Origin of the sequence: Brucella pseudintermedia (assembly GCF_008932435.1) — a bacterium.
GTDB classification, from domain to species: domain Bacteria; phylum Pseudomonadota; class Alphaproteobacteria; order Rhizobiales; family Rhizobiaceae; genus Brucella; species Brucella pseudintermedia.
In genome coordinates this window covers 41,366-63,046 of sequence record NZ_WBWE01000017.1, presented here as the reverse complement: position 1 = coordinate 63,046, position 21,681 = coordinate 41,366, and the positions used below count along the sequence as shown (strand labels likewise).

The window sequence follows — 21,681 nt, the reverse complement described above, 5'->3', positions numbered from 1 at the left end:
GATCGAGCGCCGGGCGGCCGTTGTCGGCGCAGTAAAGTCCGGCAACGCGGTCGTGGATGAAGGAGAAGTCGATCACAGCATCGATCTTGCGAAGCAGGTGATCCTTCGGAACCAGACTGTCGAGCGTTACCATCTCGAGAGCTGTCTGCGACGGAGCGGGTTTCTTCAACATGGCCCAATGAATCACAAACCCCTCAACAAGGCCAGGGGTTTGTCAGCAGTCTGAGCCGCCCGACGGCGGCTTTTGTCACTCGCAGGTGAACTCGTCAGTGGGCGGTCATCCACTCGCGTGCGCCGCGCAGAGCTGCTGCCAGCTCGCCCTTACTCATCGTGGCCGCCACCTGATTGCGCATGCGAGCAGCCTTCTCGCTGCCGCGGATAGCCGCAATATTCAGCCACTTGTGCGCTTCCACCACGTCGATCTCGCAATCACGGCCAATGGCGAATTTCATACCCATTTCCAGAAGAATGCGATCCTGCGCGATTGCGTTGTTCTTATTCGTAAAGTTCTGAAACTGTGCCATTTTCTTTGTCCCTGTTAAATCCCGAGAACCGTCCGGTCTTTGTTTTCAAAGCCTGATTTTCCTGCTTTGAAACCGCCGTCTCTGTCGCTCCGTTCATGCTCTCAAATCTACGGGAAAGGGTTGAAATGCGCGTTAAACCAGATGCTTAACGAGCAACCAACAAAATCCCAACAAGGGGTAAACTTGGGATTTTGTTAAACATGCAAGCTCTGCGGATTGCTGGATTTTCACGAAAATTCGATTCAAATCCGCTTCGTCGAATGAAACCAGTTGCTAACTATAGACAACATTCGAGTGCGGCCCCGCGTATAGAAAGCAGGCTGTTCGAAGAGGCTGGAGAGCGCAACTATCCTCTTCCGCTCGGTCCAAAACTGTATTACGTTTACGTTTGCGTAAGTTTGAGTGGTCGTGGAGGCTTCCGGCTCAAACTTCAGAGCGCAGAACAGCGGTTTCATCGCTGCGAGCGGCAAAGCCCGGACCGCGGCGACTTGGGAGGAAAGAATGATCCGCAGACTAATTCTTGGAATGACGCTTGCAGCCACTTTTGCCGCGCCTGCCCTTGCCGAGGAAGGCATTGTCGGCACATGGAAGCGTCCGAACGGCACGATCATCAGCTACGCGGCCTGTGGCGCCAACAAGTTTTGCGGTACGGTGCAGACCGGTGAATACAAGGGCAAGTCGATCGGCACGATGTCGGGTACCGGCGGCAGCTACAAGGGCGAAGTCAACAAGCTCGACGAAGGCAAGACCTATACCGGCAAGGCTAGCGTCAAAGGCAACACACTTTCGCTTTCCGGCTGCGTGATGGGTGGCTTGATCTGCAAGAGCGAGAGCCTGACGCGCCAATAATTTCGGCGGTGCAGAAATCGAAAAGGGCGGCCCGGAGCCGCCCTTTCTTCTTGTGCCCGTTAGCGTGCCTTTTGGCCGAAAAGGATTTTCTGGGCTTCCTTGTCGGTTGCCAGATTGGACTTTTCCCGTTCCTCTTTGCCGACAAGCAGGCCGCGCTGCACCGCTGGACGCGCGTTCATCGTTTCATGCCAGCGCTTCAAGTTCGGGAAATCATCAAGGTTCTGATCATAGTTCTTGTAGGCATTGATCCAGCCAATCGATGCCATATCGGCAATTGAATATTCGCCTGCTATGTAATCCTTGCCCTCCAGTTGCCGGTTCAGGACGCCGTAGAGACGGTTCACTTCATTGGTATAGCGGTCGATGCCGTACTGAACCTTTTCCGGCGCGTAGATACGAAAATGCCCCGCCTGTCCCGACATCGGGCCAAGGCCGCCCATCTGCCACATCAGCCATTCATCGACTGCTACGCGCTTGCGTTCGTCGGTCGGATAGAATTTGCCGAATTTACGCCCGAGATATTGCAGGATCGCCCCGGACTCGAAAACCGAGATCGGTTCGCCGCCCGGTCCTTCCGGATCGATGATCGCAGGCATCCGGTTGTTCGGCGCAATTTTCAAAAAGTCGGGCTGAAACTGGTCGCCCTTGCCGATATTGATGTATTTAACTTCATAGGGAACGCCCAATTCCTCCAGCATAATGCTGATCTTGAAGCCGTTCGGCGTCGGCCAATAATACAATTCAATGGGCTTGGTCTGTTGGGCCATGGGCTCTCTCCCGCTGATCCTGAAGTTGCGCGGGACGTGTTCCCGCATTCCAATGATGGGAAACATAAGACCCTTTCGAGCAGGCACAAGAGCCCTGTGCCGCAATAAACGGAACATCAATATTTTTGAACGCCGCATGAACGAGGCTCTCAGGGACGGTTCAGGCGTGATCGCTAGATTGGCAAGGGAGAACAGAAATCAGAACGGCCTGGGGGACCGACCGCTATGCTTCGGCGCTTAACAATTCTTTGCCTGATGATCGCCGGCTTTGCCGCAGTCGCCAGCATTTTCGTTGACCAGCGATACAATGTTTACCGCGACCAGCCGGTGATCGGACCTGTGGCCGCATTCACCCAGAAGCATCTCGGAGAACGGCAGTGAGGAGAACTCAAGCAATGGCCGCAATCGCATTTCGCGTTTTCCTCTTTACCGCCATTTTCACCGGCCCGGCAGCCACCTTCGCCTATACGCAGATCGGTCAGCATTCGCAGATGAGCAGCATCGGTCTCGTACTTTATGTAAGCCTGCAGCGCGCCGCATAAACTGGGTCATGTCACGGTCATAGACTTTGCTATACTGGGTTATGACACAGCGAATCGAACATCCATTTCTCACAGAAATCAAAACGCCTCCAACGGTTGACCCGGAGGTTTTCACCGATGCCGGCGCGGCGGTTGCCGCCCTGCAAAAGCTTTATGATCGCAACACGGCCTTCCTTCGCGATGCGTTCGAGAAAGTGGCGCGCGGCGAAGTTCCTCCGCAGCGCTATCGCGCTTATTATCCCGAGATTTGTCTATCTACGTCCAGCTTTGCGCATGTGGATTCGCGGCTGGCTTATGGCCATGTCTCGACGCCGGGCGATTATTCCGCGAACATCACGCGGCCCGATTTGTTCGATCATTATCTGAACGAACAAATTCGCCTCCTGATGCGCAATCACAGTGTGACTGTGACGGTGAAGGAATCCTCGACGCCAATTCCGATCCATTTCGCCTTCAAGGAAGGCACCTATGTCGAAGCCTCCGTCGCCAATGCCTTCACGCATCCGCTGCGTGATCTTTTCGACGTGCCCGATCTGGCTGCAACCGACGACAAGATCGTGAATGCCGACTTCGAGCCAGCGCCCGGCGAACCAATGCCGCTTGCCCCGTTCACGGCCCAGCGCATCGATTATTCGCTGCACCGGCTGGCACATTATACGGCGACAAGCCCAGCCCATTTCCAGAATTTCGTGCTGTTTACCAACTACCAGTTCTATATGGACGAGTTCTGCGCCTATGCTCGCGAGTTGATGGCGGCGGGCGGCGGCGGTTACGAACGGTTCGTGGAGCCGGGCAACATCGTTACGCTGGCTGGCGAAACCGCGCCGAGCAACGGCAATCCGTTGCAGCGCCTGCCACAGATGCCTGCTTATCACCTGCAGCGGGCGGACCATTCGGGCATCACTATGGTCAATATCGGCGTAGGCCCGTCCAATGCCAAAACCATTACCGATCATATCGCCGTGCTTCGTCCTCACGCCTGGCTGATGCTTGGCCACTGCGCAGGTCTGCGCAACAGCCAGCAGCTTGGCGATTATGTTCTGGCCCACGCCTATATGCGTGAGGACCATGTTCTGGACGACGATCTGCCGGTCTGGGTTCCTTTGCCGGCGCTTGCAGAAATTCAGGTTGCGCTGGAAGAGGCCGTCGAGGAAATCACCGGGCTAGAAGGCTACGATCTCAAGCGCATCATGCGTACCGGCACGGTCGCGACCATCGACAATCGCAACTGGGAACTGCGCGACCAGCGCGGGCCGGTGCAGCGCCTTTCGCAAGCGCGCGCCGTTGCGCTCGATATGGAGTCCGCCACGATTGCCGCGAACGGGTTCCGCTTCCGCGTGCCTTACGGCACCCTGCTCTGTGTTTCGGACAAGCCGCTGCATGGCGAGTTGAAACTGCCGGGGATGGCGACCGAGTTTTACAAGCGGCAAGTGGCGCAGCACTTACGCATCGGCATTCGCGCAATGGAAAAAATCGCGGCGATGCCCGATGAGCGACTGCATTCCCGAAAGCTCAGAAGCTTTTACGAGACGGCTTTCCAGTGATGTTAGGGCAATAGGGCAGTAAGGCAGTAGGACAATATGTTGGTTGGCAACAGCTCTTAACATACTGCCTTATTCGCCTACTGCCCTACTGCCTTCCCTTTCATCATCACGCCGCAATCAGCACGTATGGGCACCTTCATGTCGAAACGCCGTGAAAACCTTTCATTCCTGTTGCTGCTGGCGGCCGTTGCGCTGTCTGTCCCGCTTGTGCTTGGATTTCTTGGAGCGGTGCATCCAGCCCTCGATTCCTTTTCACATTTTCGGGCTCACCTCGCCGTTATGTTAGCGGTGCTGGCCTTTCCGCTGCTTTTCACCAAAATGCGGCGTGAAGCGGCAATGCTTTTGCTTGTCGCCGTCATGGCTCTCAGCACGACTATCGGTGCCGCACGCGATTTCCTGAGCGGCTCCACCGGCGCGCAGGCGGAAGAACCGGGTGGCGCGCGCTATAGTCTTGTGCAGATCAATCTGCGCGAAGACAATCCCGAGCCGAAACGCATTCTCCAGATGATTGCGCGGGAGAAGCCCGACGTCATCACCTACGAGGAAGCGAGCGAACAATGGACCAAGTGGCTCACCATTCTCCAGGGCTCCTATCCCTATCATCTAAATTGTGCAGATGATCCCGACACCTGGGGTGTGGGAATCCTGTCAAAGCGGCCTTTCAGCCAAGAGGCGCAGACCGCTTGCATCGGTAACGGCTTGCTGGCAATTGCGCCGATCGATTTTGGTGGAACGACCGTGCACGTCGCGGCGCTGTACTTTTCGTGGCCCTGGCCGCGCTGGCAGCCGCATCAGCTCCGCTATATCGAACCGGAACTGACGAAGCTGAAAGGCCCTCTCGTCATCGCAGGAGATTTCAACGCCGCGCCGTGGAGCAATGCGGTTCGTCGCGTCGAACAGGCGTCCGGCACCCGACACATGACCAGTATCGGCGGCACGTGGATGACGCATCTGTTGCCCGTCACGCTTGCGCCCTATCTAGGCCTGCCGATTGACCAGATACTTGTAAGCCCCGAAATCGGAGGGGCGAAAGTTTCTGCTCGCGAAGACGCAAGCTCCGATCATCTGCCGGTACGGCTTGATTTTTCCGTTCCGCCGCCCGTTCGGCCGGACGAAGAAGAACCGGAAACGCAGTCCGTCATGCTGCAATAAAAAAGGCGGCCCGAGACCGCCTTTTTTCTTTTACATGTTTACGTAAACAGGTCCCTCCCCGCCTTGTGGCGGCACCCAGTTGATATTCTGGTTCGGATCCTTGATGTCGCAAGTCTTGCAGTGCACGCAGTTTTGCGCGTTGATGACGAAACGGACATCCTTGGCCTGCCGATCAGCAGCAGCGTTACCGTCCGCATCCACCCATTCATAGACGCCAGCCGGGCAGTAGCGTGTCGACGGACCAGCGAAAACATCGTGTTCGGATGTCTGCTGCAGCTTCATGTCGGCGACCTGCAAATGCACCGGCTCGTTCTCGTCATGGTTCGTGTTCGACAAGAACACTGACGACAGACGATCGAACGTCAGAACGCCATCCGGCTTCGGATAGTCGATCTTCGTATGCTTTGCAGCCGGTTCCAGCGACTGCGCATCGGTCTTGCCGTGCTTCAGCGTCCCGAAGACAGAGAAGCCGAAAAGCTGGTTGGTCCACATATCGAGCCCGCCCAACGCCACGCCGACAATCGTGCCGAACTTCGACCACAGCGGCTTGACGTTGCGCACGCGCTTCAGATCTTTGCCGATCAGGCTCGAACGCCAGCTGTTTTCGATTTCGACCGGCTCGTCATTGGCGCGGCCCGCAGCAATTGCCTCGGCGATCTTGTTGGCGGCGAGAATGCCGGACAGAACCGCATTGTGACTACCCTTGATGCGCGGCACATTGACCAGACCAGCCGAGCAGCCGATGAGCGCTCCGCCCGGGAACGACAGCTTCGGCACCGACTGGAAACCGCCCTCGGTAATGGCACGTGCGCCGTAGGAAAGGCGCTTGCCGCCCTCAAACACGTCGCGAATAGCCGGATGTGTCTTGAAGCGCTGGAATTCCTCAAATGGCGACAGATACGGGTTCTTGTAGTTGAGGTGCAGCACGAAACCGACCGCAACCATATTGTCTTCCAGATGATAGAGGAACGAGCCGCCGCCGGTCTTCATATCAAGCGGCCAGCCGAAAGAGTGCTGGACCAGACCCGGCTTGTGCCTGGAAGGATCCACCTGCCACAGTTCCTTGAGCCCAATACCGTATTTGGCCGGTTCGCGGCCTTCATCGAGCTTGAACTTAGAGATCAGTTGCTTGGCAAGCGAACCGCGCGCGCCCTCGCCGACCAGCGTATACTTGCCGAGCAACGCCATGCCGCGCGTATAGTTCGGCCCATGCGTTCCGTCCCGTTCGACGCCCATATCGCCGGTGGCGACGCCGATGACCGCGCCTTCATCATTGTAAAGCACTTCAGTCGCGGCAAAGCCCGGATAGATTTCCACACCGAGTTCTTCGGCCTTGGTGCCAAGCCAGCGGCAGACATTGCCGAGCGACACGATGTAATTGCCATGATTGCTCATCAAAGGCGGCATGGCGAAATTCGGCAGGCGCACCGAGCCTGCAGGCCCCAGCACCAGGAAATGATCAGCCGTCACCGGCGTTTTGAACGGATGTCCCTCTTCCTCACGCCAGCCTGGCAGAAGCTGGTCGATCCCCACCGGATCGACGACAGCGCCGGAAAGAATATGCGCGCCCACTTCCCCGCCCTTTTCGAGGACGACGACAGAAAGCTCCGGATTCGCCTGTTTCAAACGGATCGCCGCGGCAAGGCCCGCAGGGCCTGCGCCGACGATCACAACGTCGAATTCCATGCTTTCGCGTTCGGGAAGCTCCTGATTTGCATATTCTGGGGCTTCAGACATTCATTCCTCCGTCCGGTGTAACATCGTCTTCTCACTAAGATAGCCCAGACGACACATCCAATTGTTTTTGTGCATGATCTGATCGCGAATATCCATGAACAAATTGCTCGTCAGCACTCGAACCCGCGAAAAGACCTGCCGTTTCCCCGTATTCCGCCTTACCCTGTCGCAGAGTTGGAGACTGTCGCAAATGCGTCCAATTGTCCAAAACCGGCGTCTTACCTCCTCGAATATATTTACCTTAACGTAAACGTCAAATCTATTCCGTTCACTAAACTGCGATGAGATTTGCCCGCGACGGCTTCACATGATGTGAGCCGCCATGCCTCCCTGGCATTTTGCAGTGCATCAACCGGGTATGAACAGGAACTAATGGGCCTAACAAGCCAGAAATCTGAATAGGGCTATTGCATTCACCTGCAAAATTCGCCACCTCAGAGGTGAGGTAAATGATGGCTGATAATCGCGAAACGCTGGATATTGAAGGTTTGCTCCGCTTCTATGCGGAAGCTGGCGTCGACATGCCGCTTTCCGAAACGCCGATAGACCGGTTTGCAGAGCCTCAACGAGCAGCTCCGGCTCAGCCCCCGGCCCAGGTTCCCGGTGCTCCTGAACGCAGCCGGCAGCAGCCCCGCCCCGCACCGGCGCCTGCCCCCACCAGCAGGCCTGTTCAAGCCGCAGCAGATCTTCCTGATACAGCGCAGATTGCGCTCGCCCGCGAAGCGGCAGCGCAGGCCTCGACGCTGGAGGAACTGCGGGAAAAGCTTGCGGCATTCGATGGCTGCAATCTGAAATTCACAGCGAAGAATCTCTGCTTTGCAGATGGCGATCCTGCCTCCGACATAATGTTCATCGGAGAAGCGCCCGGACGGGACGAGGATATGGAGGGATTGCCGTTCGTCGGAAAATCCGGCCAGCTTCTCAATCGCATGATCGAATCCATCGGCCTGAAGCGGGAAAACGTCTACATCGCCAACACGATCCCCTGGCGTCCGCCGGGCAATCGCACGCCGACGCCTCTTGAAACAGAGCTTTGCCGACCGTTCATTGAAAGACAGATCGAGCTTGCCGCGCCGAAGCTTTTGGTTGCGCTCGGCGGACCGGCGGGCAAGGCACTCACCGGCGCGACAGAAGGCATCCTGCGCCTGCGCGGTAACTGGAAGGTTCACCGGACACCTTCCGGCGTGGAGATTCCGGTTATGCCAACCCTGCATCCGGCCTATCTTCTGCGCACGCCAGCCCAAAAACGTTTTGCATGGCGCGATTTCCTGGCTGTGAAACTGAAATTAGCCGAATTGACGGATTGATTTTTAAGCATTTCAGCGGCATCGGCCGGTGGCATTGTCACCAACATGCCGCAAACATGGTCTATTCCGCCGCTTGCCAAACCGCCTTCTGGCGACAAGTAGCCCTAAATTCAGTTTCCCATGGGATTTCACTGGGGAGTTTTTCATGGCTGGTCAGCTCCTGCCCATAGCCGCTTTGCTTGCAAGCACTTTTCTCATGCTGCTTGCAGGTGGCCTTGCGGGCATTCTTCTGCCCCTGCGTGGCGGCATGGAAGGCTGGTCCACCACGACCATCGGCTGGATGGGCACGAGCTATTCCCTTGCCTTCACGATAGGCTGCATTGTGGTGCCACATCTGGTGCGCCGCGTGGGGCATGTGCGCGTCTTCTCAGCGCTGCTGACACTGCTTTCGATGGCGCTTCTCTTGCACGCACTGCTCGTCAACCCGGTTGCGTGGATGATCTTCCGCGGCGTTGCAGGCTTTTCTCTCGCTGGCAGCTACATGATCATCGAAAGCTGGCTGAACGAGCGCGTGACGAATGAATCGCGCGGGCGCATCTTCTCGATCTACATGATCATTACCATGCTCGGCCTGCTCTGCGGACAGTATATACTGCCCTTCGGCGATGCAGGAACGCAGACGCTCTTCATCGTTTGCGCCATTATCTATGCCAGCGCGCTGCTTCCAACGGCGCTTTCCAGCGCCCAGTCGCCTAATCCGCTGACGCAGGTTTCGCTCGATCTCAAGGGACTTTACCGGCGGTCGCCAGCCGCCGCGTTCGGCTCGCTGATTGCCGGCATAGTTGCGGGCACGTGGAATTTCCTCGCCGCAATTTACGGCGAGATGAATGGCCTTTCTACCTTCGGCATTGCGACGATGCTTGCCTGCGCGATGGTCGGCGGCGCAATCTTCCAGTATCCGCTTGGCCGGGGGTCCGACTTTGTCGACCGTCGCTACGTGATGGTAATAGCCGGGATGATCGGTTTTGCCCTGTCAATGGTGATGGTGCTGTTCCATCCCACCTCGCCTACGGCGCTCTACATCATGATGTTTCTGTTCGGTTCGGTGATTTATCCGATCTACAGCCTCAACGTCGCGCACGCTAACGACTACGCCGATGCCAGCGAGTTCGTGAAGGTTTCCGGCGGATTGCTGATTATCTATGGCGTAGGCAGCGTCATCGGACCTGCCCTTTCCGGCCCTCTGATGGATTTGATCGGCGCTTCGGGCTTCTTCGTCACCATGGCTATCGCTTATGCCCTTTATGGCCTGCACGCCTTCTGGCGTATCCGCCGCTTCGAGCGGCCAGCCATCAGCGATCAAAAAACCGAGTACAAGTTCCACACACCGGACGGCCAGTCCACGCCGGAGACCATGCAGCTTGATCCCCGCGCAGAAGGCGCGCCTGGCCAGAGCTGATTTTATTGCGTTTGCGGGGCATTCACCTTGTGCGGCGCGATGGCAAGCTTGTGCTCGCGATAGATGATGAACCCACCAGCCGCCATGACGATGGCGCTGCCTGCCAGCATTTCGAGGGTCGGGATATCGCCAAAGAGCAGAAACCCGATCGCAAGTCCGAGCAGCATCGATGTGTATTCGAAGGGGGCAATAGTCGACATTGGCGCATGGCGATAACATTCGGTCAGGAGAATCTGCCCGATCCCACCGGCAAACCCGGCTGCGATCAGCATGGCAAGCTGCGGCCAGTTTGGTACGACCCAGCCGAATGGAAAGCTCGCCAGTGAGATGACGCTCGCGGATATGGAAAAATAGATCACAATGGTCGATGTGCGTTCCGTCTGAACGAGATGACGCACAAGCATCATCGCCACTGCTGACATGACCGCTCCACCAAGGGCAGCAAGGGCGCCGATGGCCTCGTCATATCCTATATCACCGCCCGAGAACACTGTCAGCCTCGGCCATATGATGAACATGACCCCGCCGAGCCCGATCAGGACCGCGCTCCAGCGATAAAGCCGTACGATCTCGTGCAGGACGACCGCGCCAAGAATGACGCTGATCAGCGGCGAAGCGTAATTGATGGCGATTGCCTCCGGCAGCGGCAGCCTGGTCAGTGCGAAAAAGCTCATCGACATGGAACAGACGCCCACCAGCCCGCGCCAGAAATGGCTGAAACCGTTCTGCGTGCGGAATACGCCCGAAAGTTGCCCGCGCCAAGCCAGATAGAGCAATATCGCGAAGATCGCGAAGAAAGACCTGAAGAAGATCAACTGCCCGACCGGCACGCCATCAGTCGCTTTCAACAAAGTGGACATGGCGACGAAAACAGCAACGGAAGCGATCTTCAAGCCGATGCCGAGCATCGGATTCGTTTCAAGATGGGCAGCCTCGACAGGCGCGCTCGCATGAGCGTTCACAACGCAATTCCTTAAAATATGATGCGCAGCTACACCCGAAATATTCGCGTGCCTGTCTTTCTTATTCCTGTTTGCAACACAGCACCAGTAGCTCAAAGGTCAAGTCGGAAAATATTTGATAAAATACCCATCCTGCTACAAAGCCCGGTTGGTTGTTCTGGAATTAAGTTTCCCTCTGCAGCAATTTTGGCTACGAATCCAGTATCGTGAGTTCAAAGAGAGTTCAGGGAGAGAGTTTCGCTATGCGTACTGAAACCGGCCAGACATTCCGCCTCGAAGATTACCGCCCGACCCCTTACGCCATTCCCGAGACGAAACTGGATTTCTCACTGGAACCGGAAAAAACCATCGTCGTTGCGAGCCTCACGATTGAGCGCCGTGATGACACTCCAGCCGGTACGCCCCTTGTGCTGGATGGCGACGAACTGAAACTCATCAGCATCGCCATTGATGGCAAGCCGCTTGCTGATAACAGCTATGTCGCAACGCCTGACCAGCTTGAAATCAGCGACCTGCCGGAAGGAAAGCGCTTCACGCTTGAAATCGTGACGGAAATTAATCCGACGACTAACCGCCAGCTATCCGGCCTCTATCGCTCAAGCGGCGTTTATTGCACCCAGTGCGAGGCGGAAGGCTTCCGCCGCATTACTTATTATTATGATCGCCCGGACGTGCTGTCCGTTTATACTGTCCGCATCGACGCCGACCGGCAGGCCGCTCCAATTCTTCTCTCCAACGGCAATCCGGTCGACAGTGGATCGGGCGAAGGCAAATCGGGCCGGCATTTTGCCATCTGGCACGATCCGCATCCAAAGCCGTCCTATCTCTTCGCGCTCGTCGCCGGATCGCTCGGCGTCGTCAAGGACCACTTCACCACGCAGTCGGGACGCGCGGTCGATCTGGCTATTTATGTCGAGCATGGCAAGGAAAGCCGTGCCGTCTATGCGATGGATGCATTGAAACGCTCCATGCGCTGGGACGAGGAAAAGTTCGGTCGCGAATATGATCTCGATGTTTTCAACATCGTTGCCGTGTCCGATTTCAACATGGGCGCGATGGAGAACAAGGGCCTCAATGTCTTCAACGACAAATATGTGCTGGCCGACCCCGAAACGGCGACCGATGTCGACTATGCGGGCATCGAGGCGGTCATCGCGCACGAATATTTCCACAACTGGACAGGCAACCGCATCACCTGCCGCGACTGGTTCCAGCTCTGCCTCAAGGAAGGTTTGACCGTCTATCGCGATCACGAATTTTCCGCTGATGAGCGTTCCCGTCCGGTCAAGCGCATTTCCGAAGTGAAAATTCTGAAAGCACAGCAATTTCCGGAAGATGCCGGGCCGCTGGCCCATCCGGTGCGTCCGCGTGAATATCGCGAGATCAACAACTTCTATACGGCGACCGTTTATGAGAAAGGCTCGGAAGTGGTGCGCATGATCCGCACGATCATCGGGCCAGAGCTGTTCCGCAAGGGCATGGACCTCTATTTCGAGCGCCATGATGGAGACGCCGCGACCATTGAGGATTTCGTCAAGGTTTTTGCCGATGTTTCCGGTCAAGACTTTTCACAATTCGCGCTCTGGTACGATCAGGCCGGAACGCCCAAGGTGGAAGCTGCTTTCGCCTTCGACGCTGCGAAGGAAACCTATACGATTGAGTTGACGCAAACGCTCGCAGCAACGCCCGGACAACCGGTCAAGAAACCGATGCATATTCCGATTGCCTTCGGCCTGATCGGGCCTGACGGCAAGGATATGGTTCCAGCTTCCGTCGATGGCGGGGATGTACGCGGCGATGTCATCCATCTGCATCGTTCATCCGAAACAATCGTCTTCCATGGCATCAAGCAGCGCCCTGTGCCGTCGCTGCTGCGCGGCTTCTCGGCTCCGGTCAATCTGTCAGCACCGCTATCGGACGATGACCGCGCTTTCCTTGCACTCAACGACAGCGACCCGGTGGCGCGCTGGCAGGCATTGACCGGAATTTTCAACGAGATCCTGCTTGAAGGCGCCAAGCGCGTTCGCGGGGATCATGCACCGGCAGTTGAAGAAAAGATCGTTGAACTCGCGGGGAAAGTGGCATCCGATGAGACCCTTGATCCTGCGTTCCGCGCACTCTGCCTGACACTGCCGAGCGAAAGCGATATCGCGCGCGAGATGGGAAGTAATGTCGACCCAGACGCCATCCTTGCAAGCCGAAATCATTTCGTCGATGCCATCGCCGCCCGCTATGCCGGCGAATTTGCCAAGCTCTACGATGGCCTGGAACAGGATGGCGCTTTCTCGCCCGATGCAGCGGCGGCTGGCAAACGTGCCTTGCGGAATGCGTTGCTGGATTATCTGAGCCGTTACGAGAACAGCCCGAAACGTGCTGCCGACCAGTTCGCCGTTGCGGATAACATGACCGATCGCTTCGCGGCGTTGACCGTGCTGGTGCATCGCTTTGGCGATACGAGCGAAGCAAAGGACGCACTGGCAAGTTTCGAGCGTCAGTTCGGCAAGGATGGGCTGGTGATGGACAAGTGGTTCAGCGTGCAGGCGAGCCGTCCCGGCGAGGAAGCCTTGCAGGCCGTGCGCGATCTCACGAAACACGCCCTCTTCTCGCTCGATAATCCGAACCGCGTCCGTTCCTTGATCGGTTCGTTCTCCGCCTCCAACCCCACCGGCTTTAACCGGAAGGATGGTGCGGCTTACGAGTTCTTCGCGGAAACGATCCTGTCCATAGACCCGGAGAACCCGCAGCTCGCGGCGCGGCTTCTGACGGCGCTTCGCTCGTGGCGTTCGCTCGAAGATACCCGCCGTGAACATGCCAGGGCAGCGCTGGCGCGCATTTCAGGCGCGGGCAAACTGTCCACCGACCTGCGCGACATCGTGGACCGCACTCTCGCCTGATTCGCGATCCATCCTCCCATCGTCATGATTCGTCCGTTCCTGTTGCCGATACGCTACCGGAACGGACCTTTTCATGCGGGCCGCCGAACAGGCGGCGGAACAGTCCGCTTTCATGAGTCTTTTCATGCGTTTAGCCGAATCAGATGCAATATCGATTCTACTTAAGACCTTGAGATTAATGAATAAATGGATCGACTAAATTCCCGATTTTTACGCCTCGTTAACGAATTCGCTGGACAGCGCGAATCACATTTGATTCATTGATGATATTCGGAGGTGGCGTATTCCGAATCACTTCACTCGCAGGGAATTCACGAGGGACCATTATATGGCGAGCACCGACGCGTATGGCGCGCCGGCGGGGACGCATTGCGAATCCGGTCGGAAAAGAAGAAAGGGCAAGCTTTCGGGCCATGTCAGTCTTCTTGCTGGTCCGGCCTATGGCAAATTCGTCTCGATCGAGCCTATTCTGCGACGCCTCGTTCCCGCGCTCATCATCATTTTCTTGATTATTCTGGGCGTTGCGCGCGTGTTTTCGATGCTGGCGTGGCGCGACGATATCGAGCAGCAGCATAAAGCTTTTTTGTCGGCTGCGACCGCCAATCTTGCCCAGATGATCGAACGTGTCGCCAACGGCACCGATGCGGGAGCACAGATATCCGCGAAGGATATTCAGGATACGATGGCGGAGTTTCGCTCTCGCGGATTGTCATCCTCTGGCATGACCCTTGCCGTCCTTGACGCGCAATCATCCGTGGTGGCGGCATCGGGTCCGGGTTCCGATATGTCCGGCAAGCCAGTCGACACGGTCCTGTCGGATGCGCAGCCGCTGTTCCTGTTTGCAGAACGTGCAGGTGTGCTGAAAGTCACGCTGCAGGATGAACCGGCTTTCGGCGCCCTGTCCAAGCCGCTGTCCCTGCCCTATTCCATCATCGCCGTCGAACCGGAAAGCACCATCTTTGCCGAATGGCGCCGGGCCGTGTCGCTCAATGTGACGCTCTTCGCAGGCACGACCGGCGTAATGTTCGCCATTCTATATGCCTATTTTAGCCAGGCAGCGCGGGCGCGTGAGGCCGATGATCTTTCCGGCCAGATCCAGCGCCGTATCGATCTGGCGCTGGCGCGCGGCCGCTGCGGCCTGTGGGACTGGGACATGGCACGCGGTCGCATCTACTGGTCGCGTTCCATGTATGAAATGCTGGGCTACGAGGCGCAGGATGCGGTGCTGCCTTTCGGCGATGTGGCTGCGATCATCAATACGGAAGACGGCGATCTCTACTCCATTGCGGAACAGGCAGCGGCAGGCGATATTTCGCATGTCGACCGCGTATTCCGTATGCGCCACGCCGATGGTTCGTGGGTATGGATGCGCGTTCGCGCCGAAATCGCCAGCGAAGGCGATCTTCATCTGGTCGGCATTGCGTTCGACGTCAGCGAACAGCACCGTTTTGCACAGCAAACGGCGGAAGCCGACATGCGCATCCGCGAAGCCATCGAGAACATTTCTGAAGCCTTCATCCTGTGGGATTCCAACAATCGCCTCGTCATGGCGAATTCCAAATTCAGCGAATATGCCGGCCTTCCGGTCTGGACGCTGAAACCCGGCGTGCCGCGCAACGAAGTCGACGCCCATACGCGTCCATTCACTTTCGAGCGCCGCATGGCCAATGAACATAACCGCGCCGGTGGCCAGACGTTTGAACGGCAATTGAGCGATGGTCGCTGGCTCCAGGTCAACGAACGCCGCACGCAGGATGGCGGGCTTGTTTCCATCGGCACCGACATTACCCAGCTCAAGCTGCATCAGGAGCGTCTGGTTGACAGCGAACGCCGCCTGATGGCGACCATTCACGACCTTTCGATTGCGCGCAAGGGCGAGAGAGACCGCGTACGCGAGCTGTCAGAGCTCGCCCGCAAATACAGTCAGGAAAAGGAACGGGCCGAGGCCGCAAACCGCGCGAAATCCGAGTTCCTCGCCAATATGTCTCATGAATTGCGCACGCCGCTCAATGCCATCATCGGTTTCTCGGAAATGATACAGGCGGGCACGTTCGGCCCGCTCGGCTCCGACCGCTACGAGGAATATATCAACGACATCCACACGAGCGGTAACTTCCTGCTCAACGTCATCAATGACATTCTGGACATGTCGAAGATCGAAGCCGGGCATTTCTCGCTCGACCGTGAGCAGATCGATCTCTGCCCGCTCATCAATGAAACGGTGCGTATGATCTCGCTGCAGGCGGATGAGAAGAATATTGCAGTCAATACGCGCATTGAAGATGCGATGCAGCTTTATGCGGACCGCCGGGCGATCAAGCAGGTGCTCATCAACCTTCTTTCCAATGCAGTGAAGTTCACGTCCTACGGCGGACAGATCACGGTGCGCGCGCGCAAAACCGGCTCGGCCCTGTTCATGACAATTCAGGATACCGGTGTCGGCATTCCGAAATCGGCGATCAAAAAGATCGGCCAGCCCTTTGAGCAGGTGGAAAACCAGTTCACCAAGACCCATACCGGCTCTGGCCTCGGGCTTGCCATCACCCGCTCGCTGGCCGAACTTCACGGCGGCTGGCTTCGCATTCGCTCGACCGAAGGCGTCGGCACCGTGGTTTCGGTCTGCATCCCTGATCGCAAACCAGGTCATATGGGCAATCACAGCGCCGAAATTCACGCCGCCTGATTAGAGCGGCTCCAGTTAAAACAGAGCTGCTGGAACCGCTCTAAGTCTTTGTTTCATCGCATTATCCTACGCAAAACCGCTTCGCACTTTTGCTGGAAATGCTCTAGATATTCAAAAGCTTCTCAAAACTCGTACGCACATCAACGGCGACTTCCGCCAGATGATGCTCGACACGCTTTATATCGGGCATGTCCGCAGCGCGGCATAGCAAGTCGATCATGCCCGGAATGAACTCCTCGCGCTTGGCATCGCTGCCTAGGCATAGGCGGATCGTCTGGCTCAAATTGGTATAGAGGCGGTGTGCACTTACCAGATTGTCGGCGAGCGCCGGATCCGCAAAGGACGGGTCGAGCGCTGAAAGGATTTCTTCTGTACCCAAAGGCCGCGGCTTCCGGTCAACCTTGTTCGCCAGTACGGCGAATTGTGCAATGAACTCCAGATCGACAATGCCCCCGGGCTTGAGCTTGAAATCCCAATCATCGGCTGGCGGCTTTTCCTGATAAATGAGGCCGCGCATCTCGCGCACATCCTTGGCGATCTTCTTCACGTCGCGAGGCGCTGACAAAACCTCATCGATCTCTCTTCTGATGTGATCCATAAAGGCCTCATCGCCATGGATCGGGCGCGCGCGGGTCAGGGCCATATGCTCCCACGTCCATGCTTCACTGCGCTGATATTTGCCGAAGGATTCGATATGGGTCGCGACCGGGCCCTTGTTGCCGGATGGGCGCAGCCGCATATCGACTTCATAAAGCACACCTTCCGCCGTTGGCGCGGAAAGCGCCGCGATGAGCCGCTGCGTCAGCCGGATATAATATTGCGATGGCGCCAGCGGCTTTTCGCCGTCGGATTCATCCGTTTCCTTGTCATGATCGTAAAGCAGGATAAGATCGACATCGGAACCGGCGGTGAGTTCGCGACTGCCGAGCTTGCCCATGGCCAGAAGAGCGACCTTGGCACCCTTAACCCTGCCGTGGCGCCGCTCCAGTTCTGCCTCCACGACCTCGAAAGCCTTGCCGATCATGAGTTCGGCCAGATCGGAAAAAGCGCGGCCTGCCCGCACGCCATCAATGGCGCTTGTCAGCAAACGGATACCGATCAGGAAGCGATGCTCGGCAGCGAATATGCGCAACCGGTCCAGCACTTCCTCATAATCGGTCGCAGGCCCCAGAAAGACGCGCAGCCGCTCTTCCAGATAGGCGCGCGTCGGCATTTCGGAGAAAATCGCCGGATCAAGTAAACCGTCGAATACATGCGGGTTGCGGGTGATGATTTCAGCAAGCCGGGGCGCAGCGCTCATGATCATCACGAGCAGGTTCAGGAGACGCGGATTGGATTGCAGCAGGCTGAAAAGCTGGATGCCCGCAGGCAGTCCTTTCAGAAAACCGTCAAAACGCAAGAGCGCCTCGTCCGCACGCTTGGTTTCGGCAAAAGCCTTGAGCAGAGCGGGCGTCAGTTCGGTCAGGCGCTCGCGCGCTTCCGCCGATTGCGTGGCGCGATACCGCCCGAAGTGCCATGTGCGGATCACCCGGCATATATCGCTCGGACGCTCATAGCCCATGGCGGCGAGCGTTTCCAGCGTATCCGGATCGTCCACATCGCCGGTAAAGACCAGATTGCCCGATGCGCTTCCAAGCTCGGGAGCCTGCTCGAACAGGGCCGCATAATGTTTTTCCACGACCTTCAGCGCGTCGAGAAAGGCAGCGGAAAAAGCCGCTGTATCGGCATACCCCATCATATGGGCAACACGGGCAAAGCCTTCATCGTCCTCCGGCAAGATATGTGTCTGTTCGTCGGCGATCATCTGGATGCGATGCTCTACATCGCGCAGGAAATAATATTCCTTCGCCAAGGCATCGCGGGCCTTCTCGGTGATCCAGCCCCGTTCTGCCAGTCGCGCAAGCATCGGCACCGTCTGGTTGCCGCGCAATTCTGGAAAGCGCCCGCCAGCGATCAGCTGTTGCGTCTGGACAAAAAATTCGATTTCGCGGATGCCGCCACGCCCCAGTTTTACGTTATGGCCGCGCACGGCAATATCGCCGTGACCCTTATGGGCGTGAATCTGCCGCTTGATCGAGTGCACATCGGCAATGGCCGCATAGTCGAGATACTTGCGCCAGACATAGGGCGACAATTCCGCCAGCACCTGCTTGCCGGACTCGCGGTCGCCCGCGACAGGGCGCGCCTTGATCATGGCTGCGCGTTCCCAGTTCTGGCCGCGTCCTTCGTAATAATGAAGGGCAGCACCAACCGGAATGGCCAGCGGTGTCGAGCCCGGGTCCGGGCGCAGGCGAAGATCGACGCGGAAGACATAGCCGTCGCCGGTACGGTCCTGCAAAATGCGGACAAGGCGGCGCGTCAACCGTGAAAAGGTTTCGACGCATTCATAAGGATCGCCAATGGCCGGTCTGGTTTCATCAATGAAAACTATGAGATCGATATCGGATGAGTAATTGAGTTCGCGCGCGCCGAACTTGCCCATGCCGAGAACGATCCAGCCGCTGTCCTTGTCTGGATGGTTGCGGTCGGGAAGTTCGATCTTGCCCGCACGATCCGCGTCAAGCAGGAGAAACCGGACGGCAGTACCCGTGCAGGCCTCGGCCAGATCGGTGAGCCAGCCTGTCGTTGCTTGCGTATCGAAAATCCCGGCGAGATCGCAAAGGGCGATCAGGACATGCGCCTCGCGTTTAAAAACGCGCAGGCTGGTCATAAGCGAGGCTTCCGTCACGTGTTCGCTTGCGGCACTGGCCGAGATTTCGGCCAGAATATCCTCCAACGCCACCTCCGGCGGTTTGGCGGCGATGCGATCAAGAATACGCGGATGGCGTGTCAAGGCTTCGCGAATGAATGGAGAAAGATCGAGAACGGCAGAGAAGAAGCGCGCGGTTCCTGCCTTCTTCAACAGGGCAACAACGCCTGTCAGCTCCTCTTCCCCGGCGCGTGCCGCAAGATCGGCCAGGAAAGTCTCCGCCCTTGCCGGATCAAGCGGCGTCAAAGCACGAATCTCTCTCTCGAAGAATAGTGCCTTTGCGTTTTCTGCCGCCATGATTCCCTCTTATGTCACGCCATTACAGCAGGCCGCTAAGATGCTAACGCTATCCAAGCCCTGCAAATGCTCAATCGCCGCACGGGCTTATACCCAAGTCTCGATGAGTCAAACTCAACGAGACTTGGTATTATTCGACCTTGTCCGATCGCAACGGGAACTCCAGCACAGCGCGCAGGCCGGGATCATTGCCTTCAAGACGAAGTGCGCCACCGTGCAATTTCATCACCGCCTTGGCAAGACTTAAACCGAGTCCAGAGCCGGGCTGTGTGCGGCTTTCCTCAAGGCGAACAAACCGTTCCGTCGCCTGTTCGCGTTTTTCCTCAGGAATGCCAGGGCCGTTATCGGCAACGATGATGCGGACCCAGTTCGGGTCTCGCTCCATCGAAAGACTGACGGTCGCGGTCCGTCCATCATCGCCCGCATATTTGATTGCGTTGTCGACGAGATTGGAAATCGTCTGCCCAACCAGCTCGCGATTGATATGGAGCGCAACTTCGTCCAGATCGCCAAGTGTGAGATTCACACACGCATCTTCGGCAACGGGCTCATACATTTCGGCCACGTCCCGAAGAATAGGCGCTACCGGCATGTTTTCCAGACTCTCCGATGAATAGCCTGCTTCGAGACGCGAAATCATCAGGATCGCGTTGAAGGTTCGGATCAGTTGATCCGACTCGCCAATGATATCTTCAAGCGCCTCGCGGTATTCGGGTCCGGCCTTCTTGCCGGAAAGAGCTTCTTCCGCGCGGTTGCGCAGCCGTGTCAACGGTGTCTTGAGATCATGCGCGATATTGTCGGAGACCTGTTTCAGCCCCTCGTTCAACTCAAGAATTCTGCCAAGCATGACGTTGAGATTGCCCGACAGGCGGTCAAATTCATCGCCCGAGCCGTTGACGGGAAGCCTGCCTGTCAGATCCCCATCCATGATGCGCTGCGAAGCCTTCGATACTTCATCTATGCGCTTCAAGGCACGGCGTCCGACAAAAAACCAGATCAGGACCGCTCCAAGACCCATGATGCCGAGAGCCAGCATCAGCGACCGGCGAACGACATCACGGAACCGCTCGGGTTCACCCAGATCACGACCGACAAGAAGCCGCATGCCGTTCGGCAATGCGATCACGACGGCAATGGCGCGATGTTCCGTCTCTGTGCCCTGCTCGCCATAACGGCGATATCTGAAACCGCGCTCGATGATGCCGTCCGTATCCAGAACACCCGGTTCCACGCTTTCCACGTTGCCCGCAAGGATGCGACCTGTCGGGTCGGCGACCAGATAGAGATAGGCGCCGGGCTGGCGCGAACGATAGTCGATGGTGCGCACAAGCTGCGGAATGCCGCCGCGCGCATAGCTTTTGCCGATGCTGGCGATTTCCTCGCCCAGCGACTGCTGGGTCTGCGCGGCCAGCATGGAGGCGGACAGATTGGTCATGTAGAAGACCAGCGCCACCGCGCCAACGATGAACAGCAGCAGGTAAAGCGCCGACAGTCGAACGGCGGTTGTGCGCATGAGCGCTGAAAAGCGGCTCATCACTCCACCTTGGCGGCTGTGGATTGCTTGGCCCGCCCTGCCTTCAGCATGTAACCGGCGCCGCGCACCGTATGGAGCAGCGGGCCATCAAAGCCCTTTTCGATCTTCGAACGCAGGCGCGAGATATGCACGTCGATCACATTGGTCTGCGGATCGAAATGATAATCCCAGACGTTTTCAAGCAGCATGGTGCGCGTGACGACCTGTCCGGCGTGGCGCATCAGATATTCGAGAAGACGGAACTCACGGGGCTGGAGCGTGATATCCACGTCCTGACGGCGCGCGGTGTGCGCCAGCCGGTCGAGCTCCAGGTCGCCGACGCGGTAGATCGTATCCGCCTCACGCGGGCTAGAACGACGCTGCAGGACCTCGACGCGGGCCAGCAGCTCGGAAAATGCATAAGGTTTGGTCAGATAGTCGTCGCCACCAGCACGCAAGCCGGTAACGCGGTCATCCACTTCGCCGAGCGCCGAGAGAATCAAAACCGGCGTTTCCATGCCCTTGGCACGCAAACCGGCCACCACGGACAAGCCGTCCCGTTTCGGCAACATGCGGTCGACAACCAGAACGTCGTAGCTTCCATTCTCGGCCAGCGCATAGCCGGTTTCGCCGTCACCGGCGATATCGGCTGAATGTCCGGCCTCGGTGAAGGCCTTCTCCAGATAGCGGGCCGCTTCGCGGTCATCTTCAATAACGAGAATCTTCATGGCGCTACTATAATAGTGTTTGAGGACAAGGCGA

The 21,681-nt window shown here is 57.4% G+C and carries 16 protein-coding genes and 1 pseudogene; 9 read left to right on the top strand and 8 right to left on the bottom strand.

All coding sequences use genetic code 11. The annotated features are described in order from the left end of the window. Nucleotides 1–172 (bottom strand): annotated as a pseudogene (locus F9K78_RS19800) (IS5/IS1182 family transposase); the annotation flags it as partial. Nucleotides 173–266: 94 nt separating this feature from the next. Continuing rightward, nucleotides 267–524: a sel1 repeat family protein gene (locus F9K78_RS19795; RefSeq protein WP_151682625.1), complete on the bottom strand. Its 258-nt coding sequence runs from the start codon at nt 522–524 to the stop codon at nt 267–269. Nucleotides 525–1,025: 501 nt separating this feature from the next. Between F9K78_RS19795 and F9K78_RS19790 the strand changes: the two genes are divergently transcribed. Then, nucleotides 1,026–1,373, top strand: a complete 348-nt coding sequence (locus F9K78_RS19790) for a DUF2147 domain-containing protein (protein WP_121986768.1) — start codon at nt 1,026–1,028, stop codon at nt 1,371–1,373. Between the two features lie 59 nt (nt 1,374–1,432). Here the strand turns inward: F9K78_RS19790 and F9K78_RS19785 are convergent, their stop codons facing one another. Continuing rightward, nucleotides 1,433–2,140 carry a glutathione binding-like protein gene (locus tag F9K78_RS19785; protein ID WP_121986769.1) on the bottom strand — a complete coding sequence of 236 codons (708 nt, stop codon included), beginning with the start codon at nt 2,138–2,140 and terminating at the stop codon, nt 1,433–1,435. A 225-nt stretch (nt 2,141–2,365) separates the two neighbouring features. Here F9K78_RS19785 and F9K78_RS21985 point away from each other — a divergent pair, with 225 nt between their 5' ends. The 4 genes from F9K78_RS21985 (at nt 2,366) to F9K78_RS19775 (ending at nt 5,378) form a co-directional block, all read left to right on the top strand. Beyond that, nucleotides 2,366–2,521 (top strand): hypothetical protein, encoded by a 156-nt coding sequence (locus F9K78_RS21985; protein WP_167518139.1) that lies wholly within the window; start codon nt 2,366–2,368, stop codon nt 2,519–2,521. 14 nt (nt 2,522–2,535) lie between these two features. After that, entirely contained in the window at nt 2,536–2,682 is a 147-nt protein-coding gene (locus F9K78_RS21980; RefSeq protein ID WP_167518140.1) for a hypothetical protein, read from the top strand. Between the two features lie 41 nt (nt 2,683–2,723). Further along, a complete protein-coding gene (locus F9K78_RS19780; protein WP_151682624.1) occupies nt 2,724–4,226 on the top strand; it encodes an AMP nucleosidase in 1,503 nt (500 codons plus the stop codon). Between the two features lie 138 nt (nt 4,227–4,364). Next, complete coding sequence (locus F9K78_RS19775) at nt 4,365–5,378, top strand: endonuclease/exonuclease/phosphatase family protein (RefSeq protein WP_208851936.1); 1,014 nt, start codon at nt 4,365–4,367, stop codon at nt 5,376–5,378. Between the two features lie 30 nt (nt 5,379–5,408). Here the strand turns inward: F9K78_RS19775 and F9K78_RS19770 are convergent, their stop codons facing one another. Further along, nucleotides 5,409–7,115: an electron transfer flavoprotein-ubiquinone oxidoreductase gene (locus F9K78_RS19770; RefSeq protein WP_151682622.1), complete on the bottom strand. Its 1,707-nt coding sequence runs from the start codon at nt 7,113–7,115 to the stop codon at nt 5,409–5,411. Nucleotides 7,116–7,567: 452 nt separating this feature from the next. Between F9K78_RS19770 and F9K78_RS19765 the strand changes: the two genes are divergently transcribed. Further along, a complete protein-coding gene (locus tag F9K78_RS19765; protein ID WP_151682627.1) occupies nt 7,568–8,422 on the top strand; it encodes a uracil-DNA glycosylase in 855 nt (284 codons plus the stop codon). Nucleotides 8,423–8,567: 145 nt separating this feature from the next. Continuing rightward, on the top strand, nt 8,568–9,821 hold the full coding sequence (locus tag F9K78_RS19760) for an MFS transporter (protein WP_121983055.1): 1,254 nt from the start codon (nt 8,568–8,570) through the stop codon (nt 9,819–9,821). Between the two features lie 2 nt (nt 9,822–9,823). Here F9K78_RS19760 and F9K78_RS19755 read toward each other — a convergent pair whose 3' ends face one another. Further along, nucleotides 9,824–10,783 (bottom strand): DMT family transporter, encoded by a 960-nt coding sequence (locus tag F9K78_RS19755; protein WP_121983056.1) that lies wholly within the window; start codon nt 10,781–10,783, stop codon nt 9,824–9,826. 242 nt (nt 10,784–11,025) lie between these two features. Here F9K78_RS19755 and pepN point away from each other — a divergent pair, with 242 nt between their 5' ends. After that, complete coding sequence (gene pepN / locus F9K78_RS19750) at nt 11,026–13,677, top strand: aminopeptidase N (protein ID WP_151682621.1); 2,652 nt, start codon at nt 11,026–11,028, stop codon at nt 13,675–13,677. Between the two features lie 328 nt (nt 13,678–14,005). Then, the gene (locus tag F9K78_RS19745; protein ID WP_151682620.1) at nt 14,006–16,360 is read left to right on the top strand and encodes a PAS domain-containing sensor histidine kinase; all 2,355 of its coding nucleotides are present in this window, start codon (nt 14,006–14,008) and stop codon (nt 16,358–16,360) included. Between the two features lie 103 nt (nt 16,361–16,463). On the opposite strand, the gene F9K78_RS19740 is transcribed toward F9K78_RS19745, so the two are convergent. The 3 genes from F9K78_RS19740 to F9K78_RS19730 all read right to left on the bottom strand — a co-directional run bounded on the left by F9K78_RS19740 (nt 16,464) and on the right by F9K78_RS19730 (nt 21,647). Next, nucleotides 16,464–19,406, bottom strand: a complete 2,943-nt coding sequence (locus F9K78_RS19740) for a bifunctional [glutamine synthetase] adenylyltransferase/[glutamine synthetase]-adenylyl-L-tyrosine phosphorylase (protein WP_151682619.1) — start codon at nt 19,404–19,406, stop codon at nt 16,464–16,466. 130 nt (nt 19,407–19,536) lie between these two features. Next, nucleotides 19,537–20,943, bottom strand: coding sequence for a sensor histidine kinase (locus tag F9K78_RS19735; protein WP_208851935.1), 1,407 nt, complete (start codon nt 20,941–20,943; stop codon nt 19,537–19,539). Then, on the bottom strand, nt 20,940–21,647 hold the full coding sequence (locus tag F9K78_RS19730) for a response regulator transcription factor (protein WP_121983061.1): 708 nt from the start codon (nt 21,645–21,647) through the stop codon (nt 20,940–20,942). Before F9K78_RS19730 ends, F9K78_RS19735 begins: the two co-directional genes overlap by 4 nt. Nucleotides 21,648–21,681: the final 34 nt, after the last annotated feature.